The sequence below is a fragment of the Novosphingobium sp. PP1Y genome, from assembly GCF_000253255.1.
In the GTDB taxonomy this organism is placed as follows: domain Bacteria; phylum Pseudomonadota; class Alphaproteobacteria; order Sphingomonadales; family Sphingomonadaceae; genus Novosphingobium.
In genome coordinates this window covers 488,288-503,828 of record NC_015580.1, presented here as the reverse complement: position 1 = coordinate 503,828, position 15,541 = coordinate 488,288, and the positions used below count along the sequence as shown (strand labels likewise).

The following is a 15,541-nucleotide window of genomic DNA, read 5'->3' as shown; positions in this document are numbered from 1 at the left end:
GCTTCAGCTCATCTTGGCAATCGAGATGAAGAACACGAGGATCACGAATGCCGCGAGGCTGAGTGCAAGCACCCGGTTACGGCTCTTGCGGATGTCCTGGGGCGTGCGCGGTGTAGGATCGTTATCGGCCATGGATTGAGGTCCTCAGATGACCACGAAGCGGTCGACTACGAGCGCTGCGAAGAGTGCGAAGAGATAGATCACCGAATAGGCGAAGAGCTGCTTTTCCGGCTTCATCGTGTCTTCCGGCCCGTCCTTCTCGCGCAGGCCGACACGGACTGACAGCGCCAGGAACAGGGTGGACAGGACGATGGCAGAAATGCCGTAGACCGCATGCGTTCCACCGATCCACCAGGGAACGACGCTGAGCGGCAAGAGCAGGATCGCATAGGCGAGGATCTGGCGGCGAGTCGACTTCTCACCGGCAACGACCGGCATCATCGGGATGCCCACCTTGGCGTAGTCGCTCTTCACGAACAGCGCGAGCGCCCAGAAATGCGGCGGCGTCCACATGAAGATGATGGCGAAGAGCACGACCGGCATCAATGTGATGTGCCCGGTGGCCGCAACCCAGCCGATCAATGGCGGGAAGGCCCCCGCCCCGCCGCCGATGACGATATTCTGGGGCGTGCGCGGCTTGAGCCACATCGTGTAGACGACGGCGTAGTAGACGATCGAGAGAGCAAGGATCGCGGCGGCCAGCCAGCTGATCGCGAAGCCCATCAGGAATACAGAGGCAGCGCATAGCACGCCGCCGAAATCACGCGCGGTGGTCCGGTCCAGCCGGCCTTGCGGCAGCGGACGGTTCGCGGTGCGCTTCATCCCCGCGTCGAGATCGGCTTCCCACCACTGGTTGAGCGCAGCGGCACCGCCGGCACCCATCGCGATGCACAGGATTGCGGTGAAGGCGAGGACCGGGTGGATGCGATCGGGCGCGGCGAGCAGACCGCACAGGCCGGTGAAGATCACCAGGCTCATCACGCGCGGCTTGGTCAGCGCGAAGAGATCGCGCCAATCCGCCGGAAGCTGCTGCGTTGAACTGGGACTCGTCACGGACATGGTCTTAGGATCTTACACTCACAAGGGCCAACATTGCGAGGCGCCAATGCGCCGAAGCAATCCAGAGCTGCTCGCGAAGGAGGCTCTGGATTGCTTCGTTCATACCCGCAATGGCGCGCGGTTGCGTTCTCAGTGGTGATGCACTTCCTCGATGACCGGAAGCGTCTCGAACTGGTGGAACGGCGGCGGGCTTGACAGCGTCCACTCGAGCGTGGTCGCACCTTCGCCCCAGTAGTTGTCTTCCGCCTTCTTGCCGGCGATGAACGCGTAGGCAATGTTGGCGAACCAGATCACCAGCGAAGCCGCCATGATCATGTAGCCGTCGGTCGCGACCTGGTTCCAGTGCGCATAGGCCTCGGCGTAGTCGGGGTAGCGACGCGGCATGCCCTGCAGCCCGAGGAAGTGCATCGGGAAGAAGATCAGGTTCACGCCGATGAAGAACACCCAGAAGTGGACATGCGCCAGGAACTCGGAGTGCATGCGGCCGCTCATCTTCGGGAACCAGTAGTAGAACCCGGCGAAGAGCGCGGTCACTGCACCCAGCGAGAGCACGTAGTGGAAGTGCGCCACGACGTAGTAGGTGTCGTGCAGGTTGTCGTCGATGCCGCCGTTGGCGAGAACGACGCCGGTCACGCCGCCGACGGTGAACAGGAAGATGAAGCCGATCGCCCAGACCATCGGCGACTTGAAGGTGATCGAGCCACCCCACATCGTCGCGATCCACGAGAAGATCTTGATGCCGGTCGGGACTGCGATGACCATGGTCGCCGCGGTGAAGTACATCTTCGTGTTAACCGAAAGGCCGGTGGTGTACATGTGGTGGGCCCACACGATGAAACCGACCACGCCGATCGCGACCATGGCGTAGGCCATGCCGAGGTAGCCGAACACCGGCTTCTTCGAGAAGGTCGAGACGATCTGCGAGATGATGCCGAAGCCCGGCAGGATCATGATGTACACTTCGGGGTGGCCGAAGAACCAGAACAGGTGCTGGTACAGGACCGGATCGCCACCGCCCGAAGGATCGAAGAAGGTGGTGCCGAAGTTGCGGTCGGTCAGCAGCATGGTGATCGCGGCGGCGAGAACCGGCAGCACGAGCAGCAGCAGGAAGGCCGTGACGAGCACCGACCACACGAACAGCGGCATCTTGTGCATGGTCATGCCAGGCGCACGCATGTTGAAGATGGTGGTGATGAAGTTGATAGCGCCCATGATCGAGCCGGCACCGGAAAGGTGCAGCGCGAAGATGCCGAAGTCGACGGCGGGTCCGGGCGAGCCGGTGGTCGACAGCGGAGCATAGACGGTCCAGCCGGTGCCGGCGCCCAGGCCCGTGCCGCCCGGCACGAAGGCGGAGCACAGCAGCGAGCAGAAGCCCGCAACGGTCAGCCAGAACGAGATGTTGTTCATGCGCGGGAAGGCCATGTCCGGCGCGCCGATCATGATCGGGACGAACCAGTTGCCGAAGCCGCCGATGATCGCGGGCATGACCATGAAGAAGACCATGATCAGGCCGTGCGCGGTGATCAGCACGTTCCAGACGTGCAGCGTCGAGTTGAAGTCCGGGTTAACCGCACCGAACCACTTTGCGAAAGTGTCCAGGTACTGGATGCCCGGCTGCGCCAGTTCGACGCGCATCATGCCGGAGAAGGCACCGCCCACGATCCCCGCGATGATCGCGAAGATCAGGTACATCGTGCCGATGTCCTTGTGGTTGGTGGACATGAACCAGCGGGCGAAGAAGCCCGGCTTGTGGTCATGGTCGTGCGCGTGATCGTCAGAGTGCGCCGGGAAATGTTCTGGGGCTGTGGTTGCCATGTTCTGGTGACCCTGTCCTTGAATGCGGGCTTATTCGGCGGCAGCAGTGGCTTCGGCGGCCGGAGCCTCCGACGCTTCGCCGGCGGGCTCTTCACCCGGCAGGTAATCGGTCTCGGATGCGGCGGTCGCCTGACCGTCGATCTTGCCGCCGGCATGCGTCAGCACCCAGGCGTCGTACTTGTCGCGCGGCAGAGCCTCGACCGCGATCGGCATGTAACCGTGCTTGGCACCGCAAAGCTCGGAGCACTGGCCGTAATAGACGCCGGGCTTCTCGACGAAGAGGACCTTCTCGTTGATCCGGCCCGGAACCGCGTCCAGCTTGAACCAGAGCGAAGGCACGGCGAACGAGTGAATCACGTCGGACGCAGTGATCTGCAGACGGATCGGTTCACCGACGGGGACGACCATGCGGTTGTCGACCTCGAGGTGCGAAGGACCGTCCCAGGGCTCGGAACCGACTTCGCGCACGCCGTTGTTGATGGTCGGCTGACCCGGGATGTTGAGCATGTTCGAGACGACCTCGAACTCACCATTGTCGGGATAGCCGTAGGTCCAGAACCACTGGTTGCCGGTGACCTTGATGGTCAGCGCGCCCTTCGGGGCAGGCTTGTACTGCTTGGCCAGCAGGTCGATCGAGGGAACCGCGATGCCGATGAGGACCAGCACGGGAACCAGCGTCCAGACCACTTCGAGCAGCGTGTTGTGGCTGGTCTTCGAAGGTACCGGGTTGGCGCGGCGGTTGAAGCGCACGACGATGACGACGAGCAGCAGCAGCACGAACACGGTGATCACGGCGATGATCGGCAGCAGCACCGAATTGTGGATCCACTCGCCATATTCGCCGAGCTTGGAGAACTGCTGCTGGAAGCCGATGCCGCTGTCGACGGGCATGCCGATCCCCGGGGTCGGGGCCATCGGCGTGTAGCTGCCGGCAGAAGCGGCGGCGTCCGCAGTCGCGGCGGTGGCAGGTTCGGATGCCGCGGCGGCAAAAGCCGCCTGGGGTGCCATGACTCCGGCAGCCATGATGCTTCCAAGGGACAGGCCCAGAGCCTTTGCGGTATGGCTCGCGGCGCGTGCGGTTTTGCCCAAATTCATATTTTTTTGCGCTTCCGTTTTCCAAATCCGCGCACGCGAGTCGCCCCCGCATACGCGCGCCCTGATGCGGAGCCGGAGGCCCCCCTTCCGCGGGGCCTATACGCGCGCTTGCCGCGTGTCTCAAGCGCCTCTAGGGGAATTTTTGGCAAACGGCGTGTCGAAGGTGCGCCAGATCCATGAAATATGCATCGAAGGAATAGGTCGTAATGCAGGAAGAAGAAGTCCTCGCAGAGTTCCGCGCCAGCAAGGCATTGCTTGAGGGGCACTTCCTGCTCTCCTCCGGCCGCCACAGTGCGCATTACCTTCAATGCGCGCGCGTCCTCATGAGCCCCGACCGTGCCGGACGACTCGCCGTCGCGCTCGCCAGCAAGCTGCCGCACGACGTGCGCAAGCAGATCGACAAGGTCGTCTCGCCGGCCATGGGCGGCGTGATCATCGGCCAGGAGATGGGCCGCGCGTTGCAGGTCGACGCGATGTTCGTCGAACGCCCGGAAGGTACTTTCGAGCTGCGCCGTGGCTTTGAACTGGATCCCGGCGACAGGGTGCTGATGGTCGAGGACGTGGTCACCACCGGCAAGTCCTCGCGCGAGGCGATAAAGGCGATCGAGGCGGCAGGCGGCCGGGTCATCGCGGCGGCCTCGCTGGTCGACCGTTCGGGCGGCGCCGTGGATCTGGGCGTACCTTACTTCCCGCTCGTCGAGATCAACTTCCCGACGTACGCCGACGACGAACTGCCCCCCGAGCTGGCGGCGACCCCCGCGATCAAGCCGGGCAGCCGCGTCCAGCCCTGACCCTTCGACCCGCCGGAAAACCCCAGGATTATCGGATGAACGCCCTTACCCCCTCGCGCCTGCGCCTAGGCGTCAACATCGATCACGTCGCCACGATCCGCAATGCGCGCGGCGGCGAGCATCCGGATCCGGCGCGCGCGGCGCAGATCGTCGCGCAGGCCGGGGGTGACGGCATCACCGTGCACTTGCGCGAAGATCGCCGACACATCCGCGATGAGGACCTGGTGCGCGTGCAGGCCGCCACCGGCCTGCCGCTCAACCTCGAAATGGCAGCGACCGACGAAATGCTGGAGATCGCGCTGCGCCACAAGCCGCACGCGGCCTGCATCGTCCCGGAAAAGCGCGAAGAACGCACGACCGAAGGCGGGCTCGACGCAGCCGGGCTGCACAACCAGCTCGCCCCGATCGTCTCGCGCCTGTCGGACGCAGGCGTGCGGGTGAGCCTGTTCATCGCCCCGGACCCACGGCAGATCGAAGCGGCAATGAAGCTGGGCGCGCCCATCGTCGAGTTCCATACCGGCGAATATGCCCATGCAGAGGGCGAGCAGGTCGCAGTCGAGCTCAAGCGCATCGTCGACATGGCCGCGCTGGCTGCCAAGAACGGCATAGAACCCCATGCCGGGCACGGCCTCACTTACGAGAACGTCCAGCCGATCGCAGCCATTCCGCAGCTCGCAGAACTGAACATCGGACACTATCTCATTGGAGAGGCCATATTTTGTGGGCTCGAGGCGAGCGTGACGAAAATGCGCGCGCTGATGGACGAAGTCCGGTGACTTGAAGCCCCCCATCCACCATCGGGGGAAGGAAGCCGGCTGCAATATCGGCCGCAGGACGGAGAGTGCGTCGTGATCATCGGAATGGGTTCCGACTTGTGCAACATCGAGCGTATCCAGGCTTCGCTGGACCGCTTCGGCGAGCGCTTCGAGAAGCGCGTCTTCACCGAAATCGAGCAGGCCAAGGCCAATCGCCGCCCGTTCACCAAGGCCGGGACCCTCGCCAAGCGATTCGCGGCCAAGGAAGCCTATTCGAAGGCGGTCGGCACCGGCTTCAAGGCCGGGGTGTTCATGAAGGACATCGGCGTCATCAATGCGAAATCGGGCGCCCCTACCCTTGCCCTCACCGGCGGCGCGAAGGCCCGGCTCGACCTGATGGTTCCCGCCGGTCACGAGGCCGTGGTTCACCTGACGCTCACCGACGATCATCCATGGGCCCAGGCATTCGTCGTGATCGAGGCCCGTCCGCTTGCGGCGGCTCCCGCTCCGTCCGGTTCCTAGACTTTTCCGAGCGCTCCACCGAGAATGACCGAACACACCGCCGATACCGCCTCCACCCTTTGCGCGCAGGAGAGCCCCGTTAGCAATCCGGACAAGCCCAAGGTCAACTGGCTGCACGAACTGCGCGGCCTGGCGCTGATGCTGCTGGGCGTGCTGGCGTTCCATTCGCTGATCGCCAAGCCCTTCTACATCCCGTCGATCTCGATGATGCCCAACCTGCTGGTGGGCGATCGGCTCGTGGTTTCCAAGTACGCCTACGGCTGGAACTGGTCCTCGGTGAGCTTTCACATGCTTCCGCGCGCCAATTGGCGGCTGTTCGGCTCGACGCCGGAGTACGGCGACATCGTGATCGTGGTGCCGGGCAACCGCAAGGCTGACCTGATCAAGCGCGTCGTCGCGCTTCCCGGCGACCGCATCGCCGTGGTCGACGGGCGCATCCGCCTCAATGGCAAATTCATCCCGCGCGAAGTCGAGCCGCCGGTCGAGATCGCCGCCGACGACGCCCTGCAATGCGAGGGCGATGCGCAGCCGGGGCACTGCTACAAGGGTTTCGAGCTCTACCGCCGCCGCCTGCCCAGCGGTCGCGAAGTCTATGACCTTCCCGCCTACCGCGAGACACTGCCCAACGGTGCGACCTACCAGGTGATCGACTATACGACGCAGGTCATGGACAATTATCCTGAGATCACCGTGCCTGAAGGCCATGTCTTCCTGATGGGCGACGACCGCGACCGTTCGGCCGACAGCCGCTTTCCCTTCGAGACGGACTACCAGGGCACGCCGGGCGGCGGCCTTGGCGGTCCGGTGCCGCTCTCCGACATCGGCGGGCGCGCCGAATTCATCACCTTCTCGCTCGACGGTACGCAGACCTGGAACCCGCTGAGCTGGTGGAGCGCCCTGCGCGAAGGGCGCGCCCTCACCAGCCTGCGCCCGCGAATCGAAAAGCACCCGTCCGACAGCAGCACCGGCCAGCCCGGCGGGAATGCCACCTGATGGTCCGCAAGTTCCTCTATGCCGTCGCCGCCATCATCGTCCTGATCACGGTCGGGCGCATTGCCCTGCTGTTCTGGGCCGAAGACCTTACGGAAATGGCCTTCGTGCCGGATGTCACGTTCCAGCCGCAGCCGGCGATGGCGATGAACGCCTGGGACAAGACGGACATGTGGATTGCGCGCCCTGGGATGCTGCCCAAGTCCGATCCCTCACGCTACCTGCCACAGGGTGCAAGCCAGCCGGCCGGAGATCCGCTCGCCGCCGCGGTCTTCTTCGTCCATCCCACCAGCTACGTCGAGAAGGACGCGTGGAACGCGAGCCTGAACGACAAGGCCTCGCGCGATCTGGCGGGTCTTTACGTCAAGGGCATGGCGACGCCTTTCAACGCAGCCGACCAGCTCTGGGCCCCGCGCTACCGCCAGGCCGCTGTCGGCGCGTTCCTGACCGACGACCCGCAGGCCGACAAGGCGATCGACCTGGCCTACGGCGACGTCCTTGCCGCCTTCGATGCCTTCATCAAGACGGTCCCGCAGGACCAGCCGATCGTGCTGGCAGGACACAGCCAGGGCGCATTCCTGCTACGCCGCCTGCTGCGCGACCGCGTGGCCGGCACCCCGCTGGCCGAGCGCATCGCCGCAGCCTACATCGTGGGCTGGCCGGTCTCGATCGACCACGACCTGCCGGAAATGGGCCTCGGCCCCTGCGACAGGCCCGACCAGGCCGGCTGCGTGATGAGCTGGCTCACCGTGGCAGACCCTGCCGAGACCGAGCAGCTGGTCAAGGCCTACGTGCGCCGCCGCGGTCTCGACGGACAGCCGCTCACGCAGACGACTGCCGAGGGCGTGGCAATCGACAGCCCGTTCCTGTGCAGCAATCCACTGACTGGTACGCGCAACGGCGTTGCGGACGCACAGGCCAACCTCGGCACACTGGTGCCCGATCCGGCAAGCTGGAACGGCGAACTGGTGAGGCAGGTCGTACCTGCGGCTTGCGAAAGCGACATGTTCCTGCACATCGGACCGCCGCCCAGGCTCGACCTCGGCCCCTACGTGCTGCCGGGCAACAATTACCACGTCTATGACTACACCCTGTTCTGGGCGAACATCAGGGCCGACTTCGAACGGCGGATAGCGGCATGGCAGAAGCAGCACTCATAACCACCAGCGCGCTCGACTATCGCGATGCCTTGCCCGACGCCGGGCCACTGCTGGCGCTCGACCTCGGCACGCAGACCATCGGCACGGCTTTCTGCGATGCAGGCTGGCACTTCGCCTCGCCCGGAAAGACGCTCAAGCGCGGCAAGTTCGGTGCCGACAAGGCGCTGCTCGAGGGCCTGATCCGCGAACGCTCGATCAAGGGCATCGTCATCGGCCTGCCGCTCAACATGGACGGATCGGAAGGCCCGCGCTCGCAATCGAGCCGCGCCTATGCCCGCAACCTTGCCGCGCTCGGCCTGCCGATCCTGCTGTGGGACGAACGCTGGTCGACGATGGGCGCCGAACGCGGCCTCATCGCCCAGGACATGAGCCGCGCCAAGCGCGCCGAACGCATCGATTCCGCCGCCGCCGCGGTAATCCTGCAAGGCGCAATCGATGCGCTGGCCGGGGGCGTACTCTAGGCGCGGCCCCCAAGGACCGCGCGCGTTTCGACTTGCCGGGCGACCTCGGCGGGCAGCCTATCCGCAAAGCATGCCGCGTCTGTGCTTCGCCACTTGCGCGACGAGGCGGCTACCGCTGGCTTCGGCCTGACGCCAGATCCCCTCGCGCGCGTGCTCGCTCTCGGCGCAGGCGGACAGCGCCTCCCACGCGTTTAGGCGCATTCTATCGCTGGCGTGACTACGCCCGAAATGCTGCGCAAGCTCCTTGGCCTCTTCGCTGCCCAGCGCCACCGCAAGGCGCAGAAAAGTCTCGCTCGGTCCGCTTCCCATGACGCGCGTGATGCGCGCTTCGACCGTGTCGAATTCGTAATGGCTGAGCCATCCCTGCACGGCCTGGGTGTGGACCAGCTTGAGCGAAACCGAGAGCGAAGCGGGCGGGTTGACCCGATGGATGTCGCGGTGCGCGCGGTAGTGGAGCACCCGGCCCTTGCGCAACCGGGTCCGGCCCAGCCGCTTGAGCGCGATCGCCTCTCCCGCACGGCCGATGACACAGTGCCCGTCGTACTCGAAGTCCTCGATCTCGCAGCCCGGGCCGAAATAGCCGAGCGTGAGGAAGTCGTAGTTGTGGTCGTGGGCAGTGCCATAGCCGAAGGCCCGCGCGCCACTGGCCCGCATCGCGTAGTCCGCGGCGGCCGGCCAGATATTGGCGCGGATGCAGAAATTGCCGCGCCCCGGCGTTGCCAGCACGATCGATTGCGGGCCACCGCTGCTGATCGCGTCCACCGCAGCCGGCGAAGGCGCGAAGCCCGCCAGCAGGTCAATCAGCAGATCGCCGAGGAAGACCCGGTCGTTGCCAAGCCGGCGCAGCCAGTGGGCTGCATGTGCGACGCTTTCCCGCTCGCGCGGATCGAAACCCCACGAGGACAGCGCATCGATGCACTCCGAAAGCGAAGCCCGCGTGGGATCGCGCATTTCGATCAGCTGCGCCACTGCGATACCCTTTCCAGCTCCGGCCAGGTGCGTAGCAGCGCGCGCTGCGTTTCCTGCGCCAATGCGGCGAGCGGATCGTCGTCCGAAGCGGCGATCTGGCCGAGCAGGATCATCCCGGCGCGGGTATCGAGGGCAAGCAGTTCGCGCATGGCCTGCCAGCGCAGGCCTTCGTGCCCGTTCCCCGTCACGATGCGCGAAATCACCGGCACTGCGTCTCGCCGTCCCATGCGCGAAAGTACCGAGATCGCGAGCTCGCAGCGGCTGTCGTGCAGGTTGGACGCAGCCTGATGCACAAGCCCTCCATCGGCGAGCGCGAATTCGCGGACCGGTTCGCTCGCGCCGAGGAAGCGCTGCAACCGCAATTTCACCAGGCGGCCTGACGCACCGCGCATCTGTATCGTCTCGCGCCGGCCGTCCCTGTGGATCACGGCACCCGGATGAATGGACAGCGCCTCAACCTGCAGTTCGGCCCGGCGGTCCTGCACATTCATGCAGCGCACGCGGCCGGCCGTGGCCGAACCGGCCAGTACGAAGGACCAGCTTTCAAGCGGGGTAAAGGCCACCGTCCGTGCCTCGGGCAAAGCGGAAAGCCGCTCACCTTCATACGTGACAAGAGCCAAGGTCGCGGTGCCCCAATGCGAAAGCAGCAGGGTCTGCCCGGCATGGCCTACCCCGTGGCGCAGCGGCAAGTGACCCAGCGGGTGCGAGCGCAAGCCCCACAAGCCCAATTCCAGGAAGTTCGCGACGAGTTCGTGCGCGGCTCCGCTTCCCTCTTCGAACAGCCCGGCAAGCGAAGGACAGGCCTCCAACGGATCTCCATCGCCGAAGCGTTCGAGATCGGCGAGAACCCGGCTTGCCTCGGGGCGCGCGCGCCACTTCCCCACAAGTGCCGCGAGATCGCGCTGCCCCTTCATCCAGCCTTCGTCGTTCTCGCGCAGGTCTGCCAGCGTCTTGTCATGAAACATATGCGTTCGGATCAGGTGCCAGGGTGGAGTTCGTAGAGATAGGCCTCCAGCGAAGCCTCTGCCGCGTCATGGACCTGACGGCCCGCAGCATCGGTGTAGCTACCGAACAGGCCGATCGGCTGCGCCGGATCCGGCAGCGACGCGGGATCGATTTCCGGCAAGTGCAGAAACCCGGGTTCGGTCATGTCGTGGTGTCCCTCATTGGGCCAGGCACTGCCTCGCCGTTAGCAAATTACGCTTAACGGTCGCCCTGCGAGCAATTAAAACATTGTAATAATAACGCAGAACCACGCGTCCCGAGTTTAACTGCCGGACACGATGTTTAGGATCGGGTTACTGACCGGGCGAAGACGCGGTTGGGGTCCGGGCGACTCGCGTTGTGCCCGAGGGGCAGCTCAGTCGGCTCCGGGGGCCATGCGCAGGAGGATTGTAAGTCCTTCGCCCGTACGCGGGCTCTCGCCCGTCGCGACCATGACCCGCGTGGCATCGGCGCGGGCACGGTCCAGCACCGCGCGGGGAACTTCGGTTTCGTAGGCGATCAGGTCGGCCGATCCCAAGAGGCGCGCCTGACGCAAAGTCAGGTCCTCCGGATCGTCACTGTGCAGGACGATCTCCACCACGCCCACCCGCTCCTGACCGGCTGCCGAGAGCCAGTCGTCGATCCTGCCGGCGCTGGCTTCGTCGAGCGGGTCCAGCGGTCCGCCCGAGCCGAGCGCGGCATCGAGCGCGCGGCGGCGATCTCCGGCATCGGGGAAGCGCCCACGCAAGGCAGCCCGGGCGGCGCCCAGCGCCTTTGCAAGCGCTCCGAGCGACTGCGGCAACAGCACTTCCAGGCGCAGCCGCAGCTGCTTGGCGAGGCCCGCTGAAGCGCCGCCCGTCCCGATGGCGACGAGAACCGGCGAGCGATCGAGGATCGAGGGGACGGTAAAGTCGCACAGCGCCGGACGATCGGTGGCATTCACCAGCAATCCCGCACAGCGCGCACGAACCGTGTCGCCTTGTGCCGCTGTCTCGTCCTCATGGGCGATGAAGGCGAGCCGCGCACCCTTGTCGATCCCTTCCTGCAGGTCGTCGACGACGATGCCGCCCGCCCGCTCGACCAGCCGCCGCTTTGCCTCGGCCGCATCCCCCACGCCCAGCACCACCACCGGCTGGCCGGCGATACGGTGGAACAGGGGAAGGGTTTCGATCATCTTCGGACCACTCCGCGCAATTACGCCTGCTTCAGCCAATCCGGCACGCGTTCGGCGGCCAGGATGGTCTCAGGCTCGATGCGGTTGGCGACAAGGCCCCACTTCTCGCCGTCGACCATCACCTCGGGCACCAGCGCACGGCTGTTGTAGGTATTGGCCATCGTCGCGCCGTAGGCACCGGCAGTGCGGAACACGCCGAAATCGCCTGCCTTCACTGCATCGATCTCGCGCCCCATGGCGAAAGTGTCGGAGCTTTCGCAGATCGGGCCAACGATGTTCGCAACCATCGTCGCGCCGGTCGGGTTGACCGCCGCGAAATCGTGCCAGGCATCGTACATCGCCGGACGGGCGAGGTCGTTCATCGCCGCATCGACCACCACGAAGGGGTTCGACGCGCCCTGCTTCACCCGGATCACCTCGGTCACGAGCACACCGGAATTGCCGGTGATGACGCGGCCCGGTTCGAACATCAGGGTGACGCCCCAGTCCTTCGCCACATCGTGGACCATGCGCCCGTAGTCATCGGGCGTGGGCAGGCTTTCGCCCACCTTGTAGGGCACGCCCAGGCCGCCGCCGAGGTCCATGTGCGTGACTTCGTGGCCTTCGGCCCGGATCGTCTCCATCAGCGCGCCCATCTTGATGAAGGCCTGGCGCGAGGGTTCGAGGTCGCTGATCTGGCTGCCGATGTGCACGGCAAGGCCGCGCATCTGCAGGCCGGGCAATCCGGCGAGGCGGGCGTAGATGCCGGCGGCCACGTCATAGGCGACGCCGAACTTGTTCTCGGCCTTGCCGGTCGAGATCTTGGCGTGGGTCCTGGCATCGACATTGGGATTCACGCGCAGCGCGCAGGAGGCCCGCTTGCCCAGCGCCGCGGCGATTTGCGCCAGCTCGACGCCTTCTTCCTCGCTCTCGAGGTTGAACTGCCCGATGCCCGCCTCGACCGCTGCCTTGAGCTCACGCTTCGACTTGCCGACGCCGGAAAAGACGATGTCACGGGCCGGGATGCCCGCGGCCAGGGCCCGGCGCATCTCGCCTTCCGACACTACGTCGGCACCGTAGCCTTCGCTGGCCAGCAGATGCAGTACGGCCAGGTTGGGGTTGGATTTGACGGCAAAGGCGATGTGCACGCTGGGCAGGGCCGAAAGCGCCTCGCGAAAGACGCGGGCATGGCGCGTCAGCGTGGCGCGCGAATAGACGTAGACCGGCGTGCCGACTTCGCGCGCGATCGTTTCGAGCGGCACGTCCTCGGCGTGAAGCGCGCCGTTCTTCAGTTCGAAATGGTCCATTGTTGTCCTGTCAGGGGCTTATTCGGGCGGCGGGAGATCGTAGGGATCGTCCTCGCGTTCCTCGGATCGGGTGCGCAGTTCGACGCTGCGCTCGGGGATCGCCAGGGTCGGCGGATTGAGCAGTTCGTCCGATGTCGGCCTTTCCGCACGGCCATAGGGCGCGGGCGGCAATTGCTGCCCTTCCCGCAGCGACAGCCCCTTGCGCTGGCCGCAGGCAACCAGCGCAAGAACGAGAACGAGCGGGATGAGCTTGCGCAAGGTAGACTTACTCCAGACCGAGCGCGGACCGGGCCTCGGCCACGCGCAGGCGAACCTGATCGGGTGCGGTGCCGCCGTGCGAATTGCGCGCGGCGACCGAAGCCTCGACCGAGAGCGCCTTGAATACGCGCTCGTCGATGCGGCTGTCGATCTCTTTCAGGTCGGAGAGCGGCAACTGGTCCAGCGCCAACCCGCGCGTTTCGGCGAGCTTGACCGCAGCGCCGGTTATGTGATGCGCCTCGCGGAAGGGAATGTTGCCCTCGCGCACCAGCCAGTCGGCAAGGTCGGTGGCCGTGGCAAAGCCCAGCTCGGCCGCGCCGCGCATGCGGTCGGTGCGGAATCTGGTGTCGGCGACCATCCCGGTCATCGCCGCGACCGACAGCGCCAGCAGGCTGGCGGCCTCGAAGACCGGTGGCTTGTCGTCCTGCATGTCCTTCGAATAGGCGAGCGGCAGGCCCTTCATCGTCATCATCAGCGCAGTCAGGCAGCCGGTGATGCGACCGGCATGGCCGCGCACCAGTTCGGCGGCGTCCGGGTTCTTCTTCTGCGGCATGATCGAGCTGCCGGTCGACAAGGCATCGGGCAGAGCCACGAAGCCGAAGGGCTGGCTCGCCCAGATGATGAATTCCTCCGCCAGACGCGAGAGGTGCAGCGAGCACTGCGAGGCCGCCATCAGGTAGTCGAGCGCAAAGTCGCGGTCGGACACCGAATCGAGACTGTTGTCGGTCGGCGCATCGAAGCCCAGCGCCTGAGCGGTCATCTTGCGGTCGATCGGAAAGCCGGTCCCGGCCAGCGCCGCCGAGCCGAGCGGGCTGCGGTTCATCCGCTTGCGGGCATCGGCGAAGCGCGAACGATCGCGCGAGATCATCTCGTAGTAGGCCATCAGGTGATGGCCCAGGGTAACCGGCTGCGCGGTCTGCAGGTGGGTGAAGCCGGGCATGATCGAATCGGCATGCTCACCGGCGCGGGTGACGAGCGCGACCTGCAGCGCCTCCAGACCGGCGTCGATCTGGTCGATGGAGTCGCGCACCCACAGGCGGAAATCGGTCGCCACCTGGTCGTTGCGCGAACGCGCCGTGTGCAGGCGACCCGCCGCCGGGCCGATCAACTCGGTGAGGCGCGATTCGGTCGTCATGTGGATGTCCTCGAGGTCCCAGTCCTCGGGCACGCCGTTCGCCTCGTACTCGGCCGCGACCTTGTCCAGCCCCTCGGAAATCAGCACCGCGTCCTCGCCCGCGACGATGCCGCAGGCACCCAGCATGGCGACGTGCGCCTTGCTGGCGGCGATATCCTGACGCCACAATGCCTTGTCGAAGGGGATCGAGGCATTTATCTCGCGCATGATTGCCGACGGTCCACCTTCGAACCGTCCGCCCCACATCTGGTTGGAGCCTCCCATCTTGCTGTCTTCCCGATCGCTCAAGTGTCTCGTCCTTACTGGCGCCCTGCTGGCCGCGGGCTGCGATAGGCAAAGCGAAGGGGAGTCGCAACCGCAGGCTTCGCAGGCGCCTGCCGAATCTGCCGCGCCGGCCCAGGCCGCCTCGAAAAAGCTGGATCGCTCGCACAAGGGCGATCCGATGCCGGTAATCACGCTGGTCGACAATACCGGCGAAACGCTCGACCTTGCCTCGTTCAGGGGCAAGCCGCTGCTGATCAACCTGTGGGCCACCTGGTGTGCGCCCTGCATCGAGGAAATGCCGACGCTGAACGCCCTGATCGCCCGCGAGGACGAGACCGGCGTCGCCGTCCTGCCGATCTCGCAGGACATGGGCCAATCGGACAAGGCCGTGGAAATCCTGCGCCGCCGCAAGCTGGACCATATCCAGCCATGGGTCGACGACAACGGCGACCTCGGCTTCCAGTATGGCGGCAACTTGCCGGTGACGGTGCTGTTCGACAGCAAGGGCAAGGAAGTCTGGCGCTACACCGGCGGCAACGACTGGACGAGCCCGGAGGCGCTCAAGCTGATCGCCGAGGCCAAGTAGGCTCTCGGCGGAGGGAGGAGAAGGCCCTGCGCCATCAGCCTTCCGGGCTGACCACCTCCTCCTGCCCCACCAAGACGAGCAGCATGGACAGCGTGCCAACGGCACCGCGCGATGAACTGAGACTTGAGGAAAATGGTGGGCGGTGAGGGGCTCGAACCCCCGACCCTCTCGGTGTAAACGAGATGCTCTACCAACTGAGCTAACCGCCCGGCCTGCCGGAGCCCCGGGCCTTTACGC

General features: G+C 65.6%; 18 protein-coding genes and 1 tRNA gene. 7 read left to right on the top strand and 12 right to left on the bottom strand.

Annotated features, from left to right (window positions below):
• Positions 1 to 3: 3 nt before the first annotated feature.
• The 4 genes from PP1Y_RS26490 to coxB all read right to left on the bottom strand — a co-directional run bounded on the left by PP1Y_RS26490 (position 4) and on the right by coxB (position 3,969).
• Positions 4 to 132, bottom strand: coding sequence for a hypothetical protein (locus PP1Y_RS26490; RefSeq protein ID WP_255327360.1), 129 nt, complete (start codon positions 130 to 132; stop codon positions 4 to 6).
• Positions 133 to 144: 12 nt separating this feature from the next.
• Entirely contained in the window at positions 145 to 1,059 is a 915-nt protein-coding gene (locus PP1Y_RS08565) for a heme o synthase (RefSeq protein ID WP_013831882.1), read from the bottom strand.
• A gap of 129 nt (positions 1,060 to 1,188) precedes the next feature.
• The gene (ctaD, locus tag PP1Y_RS08560; RefSeq protein ID WP_013831881.1) at positions 1,189 to 2,874 is read right to left on the bottom strand and encodes a cytochrome c oxidase subunit I; all 1,686 of its coding nucleotides are present in this window, start codon (positions 2,872 to 2,874) and stop codon (positions 1,189 to 1,191) included.
• Between the two features lie 30 nt (positions 2,875 to 2,904).
• Entirely contained in the window at positions 2,905 to 3,969 is a 1,065-nt protein-coding gene (gene coxB / locus PP1Y_RS08555) for a cytochrome c oxidase subunit II (RefSeq protein WP_041558696.1), read from the bottom strand.
• 206 nt (positions 3,970 to 4,175) lie between these two features.
• Between coxB and pyrE the strand changes: the two genes are divergently transcribed.
• The 6 genes from pyrE (at position 4,176) to ruvX (ending at position 8,648) form a co-directional block, all read left to right on the top strand.
• A complete protein-coding gene (gene pyrE / locus PP1Y_RS08550) occupies positions 4,176 to 4,760 on the top strand; it encodes an orotate phosphoribosyltransferase (protein WP_013831879.1) in 585 nt (194 codons plus the stop codon).
• 35 nt (positions 4,761 to 4,795) lie between these two features.
• Positions 4,796 to 5,536 (top strand): pyridoxine 5'-phosphate synthase, encoded by a 741-nt coding sequence (locus PP1Y_RS08545; RefSeq protein WP_013831878.1) that lies wholly within the window; start codon positions 4,796 to 4,798, stop codon positions 5,534 to 5,536.
• 72 nt (positions 5,537 to 5,608) lie between these two features.
• Positions 5,609 to 6,037 carry a holo-ACP synthase gene (gene acpS / locus PP1Y_RS08540; protein WP_007013037.1) on the top strand — a complete coding sequence of 143 codons (429 nt, stop codon included), beginning with the start codon at positions 5,609 to 5,611 and terminating at the stop codon, positions 6,035 to 6,037.
• Positions 6,038 to 6,061: 24 nt separating this feature from the next.
• Positions 6,062 to 7,030, top strand: a complete 969-nt coding sequence (gene lepB / locus PP1Y_RS08535) for a signal peptidase I (protein WP_013831877.1) — start codon at positions 6,062 to 6,064, stop codon at positions 7,028 to 7,030.
• Positions 7,030 to 8,187: a DUF3089 domain-containing protein gene (locus PP1Y_RS08530; protein ID WP_013831876.1), complete on the top strand. Its 1,158-nt coding sequence runs from the start codon at positions 7,030 to 7,032 to the stop codon at positions 8,185 to 8,187. The genes lepB and PP1Y_RS08530 overlap by 1 nt, the downstream gene beginning before the upstream one ends.
• On the top strand, positions 8,166 to 8,648 hold the full coding sequence (gene ruvX / locus PP1Y_RS08525) for a Holliday junction resolvase RuvX (RefSeq protein WP_007013034.1): 483 nt from the start codon (positions 8,166 to 8,168) through the stop codon (positions 8,646 to 8,648). The genes PP1Y_RS08530 and ruvX overlap by 22 nt, the downstream gene beginning before the upstream one ends.
• A 57-nt stretch (positions 8,649 to 8,705) precedes the next feature.
• Here ruvX and PP1Y_RS08520 read toward each other — a convergent pair whose 3' ends face one another.
• The 7 genes from PP1Y_RS08520 to argH form a co-directional block, all read right to left on the bottom strand.
• A complete protein-coding gene (locus PP1Y_RS08520) occupies positions 8,706 to 9,617 on the bottom strand; it encodes a transposase (protein ID WP_065762407.1) in 912 nt (303 codons plus the stop codon).
• The gene (locus PP1Y_RS08515; protein WP_013831874.1) at positions 9,605 to 10,582 is read right to left on the bottom strand and encodes a hypothetical protein; all 978 of its coding nucleotides are present in this window, start codon (positions 10,580 to 10,582) and stop codon (positions 9,605 to 9,607) included. Before PP1Y_RS08515 ends, PP1Y_RS08520 begins: the two co-directional genes overlap by 13 nt.
• An 11-nt stretch (positions 10,583 to 10,593) precedes the next feature.
• The gene (locus PP1Y_RS25980) at positions 10,594 to 10,767 is read right to left on the bottom strand and encodes a hypothetical protein (RefSeq protein ID WP_158511841.1); all 174 of its coding nucleotides are present in this window, start codon (positions 10,765 to 10,767) and stop codon (positions 10,594 to 10,596) included.
• A 210-nt stretch (positions 10,768 to 10,977) separates the two neighbouring features.
• Entirely contained in the window at positions 10,978 to 11,775 is a 798-nt protein-coding gene (locus PP1Y_RS08510) for a bifunctional precorrin-2 dehydrogenase/sirohydrochlorin ferrochelatase (protein ID WP_013831873.1), read from the bottom strand.
• A 20-nt stretch (positions 11,776 to 11,795) separates the two neighbouring features.
• Positions 11,796 to 13,061 (bottom strand): diaminopimelate decarboxylase, encoded by a 1,266-nt coding sequence (gene lysA / locus PP1Y_RS08505; protein WP_013831872.1) that lies wholly within the window; start codon positions 13,059 to 13,061, stop codon positions 11,796 to 11,798.
• A gap of 18 nt (positions 13,062 to 13,079) precedes the next feature.
• Positions 13,080 to 13,319, bottom strand: a complete 240-nt coding sequence (locus tag PP1Y_RS08500; RefSeq protein ID WP_041558695.1) for a hypothetical protein — start codon at positions 13,317 to 13,319, stop codon at positions 13,080 to 13,082.
• A 7-nt stretch (positions 13,320 to 13,326) separates the two neighbouring features.
• Positions 13,327 to 14,700, bottom strand: a complete 1,374-nt coding sequence (gene argH / locus PP1Y_RS08495) for an argininosuccinate lyase (protein WP_007013027.1) — start codon at positions 14,698 to 14,700, stop codon at positions 13,327 to 13,329.
• A gap of 19 nt (positions 14,701 to 14,719) precedes the next feature.
• Between argH and PP1Y_RS08490 the strand changes: the two genes are divergently transcribed.
• Positions 14,720 to 15,304, top strand: a complete 585-nt coding sequence (locus PP1Y_RS08490) for a TlpA disulfide reductase family protein (RefSeq protein ID WP_007013026.1) — start codon at positions 14,720 to 14,722, stop codon at positions 15,302 to 15,304.
• Between the two features lie 133 nt (positions 15,305 to 15,437).
• On the opposite strand, the gene PP1Y_RS08485 is transcribed toward PP1Y_RS08490, so the two are convergent.
• Positions 15,438 to 15,513 (bottom strand) — tRNA-Val (locus tag PP1Y_RS08485).
• Positions 15,514 to 15,541: the final 28 nt, after the last annotated feature.

Coding starts and splice junctions, on each gene's coding strand:
- PP1Y_RS26490 (WP_255327360.1), bottom strand. CDS start 132: ATGGCCGATAACGATCCTACACCGCGCACGCCCCAGGACATCCGCAAG.
- PP1Y_RS08565 (WP_013831882.1), bottom strand. CDS start 1,059: ATGTCCGTGACGAGTCCCAGTTCAACGCAGCAGCTTCCGGCGGATTGG.
- ctaD (WP_013831881.1), bottom strand. CDS start 2,874: ATGGCAACCACAGCCCCAGAACATTTCCCGGCGCACTCTGACGATCAC.
- coxB (WP_041558696.1), bottom strand. CDS start 3,969: ATGAATTTGGGCAAAACCGCACGCGCCGCGAGCCATACCGCAAAGGCT.
- pyrE (WP_013831879.1), top strand. CDS start 4,176: ATGCAGGAAGAAGAAGTCCTCGCAGAGTTCCGCGCCAGCAAGGCATTG.
- PP1Y_RS08545 (WP_013831878.1), top strand. CDS start 4,796: ATGAACGCCCTTACCCCCTCGCGCCTGCGCCTAGGCGTCAACATCGAT.
- lepB (WP_013831877.1), top strand. CDS start 6,062: ATGACCGAACACACCGCCGATACCGCCTCCACCCTTTGCGCGCAGGAG.
- PP1Y_RS08530 (WP_013831876.1), top strand. CDS start 7,030: ATGGTCCGCAAGTTCCTCTATGCCGTCGCCGCCATCATCGTCCTGATC.
- ruvX (WP_007013034.1), top strand. CDS start 8,166: ATGGCAGAAGCAGCACTCATAACCACCAGCGCGCTCGACTATCGCGAT.
- PP1Y_RS08515 (WP_013831874.1), bottom strand. CDS start 10,582: ATGTTTCATGACAAGACGCTGGCAGACCTGCGCGAGAACGACGAAGGC.
- PP1Y_RS25980 (WP_158511841.1), bottom strand. CDS start 10,767: ATGACCGAACCCGGGTTTCTGCACTTGCCGGAAATCGATCCCGCGTCG.
- PP1Y_RS08510 (WP_013831873.1), bottom strand. CDS start 11,775: ATGATCGAAACCCTTCCCCTGTTCCACCGTATCGCCGGCCAGCCGGTG.
- lysA (WP_013831872.1), bottom strand. CDS start 13,061: ATGGACCATTTCGAACTGAAGAACGGCGCGCTTCACGCCGAGGACGTG.
- argH (WP_007013027.1), bottom strand. CDS start 14,700: ATGTGGGGCGGACGGTTCGAAGGTGGACCGTCGGCAATCATGCGCGAG.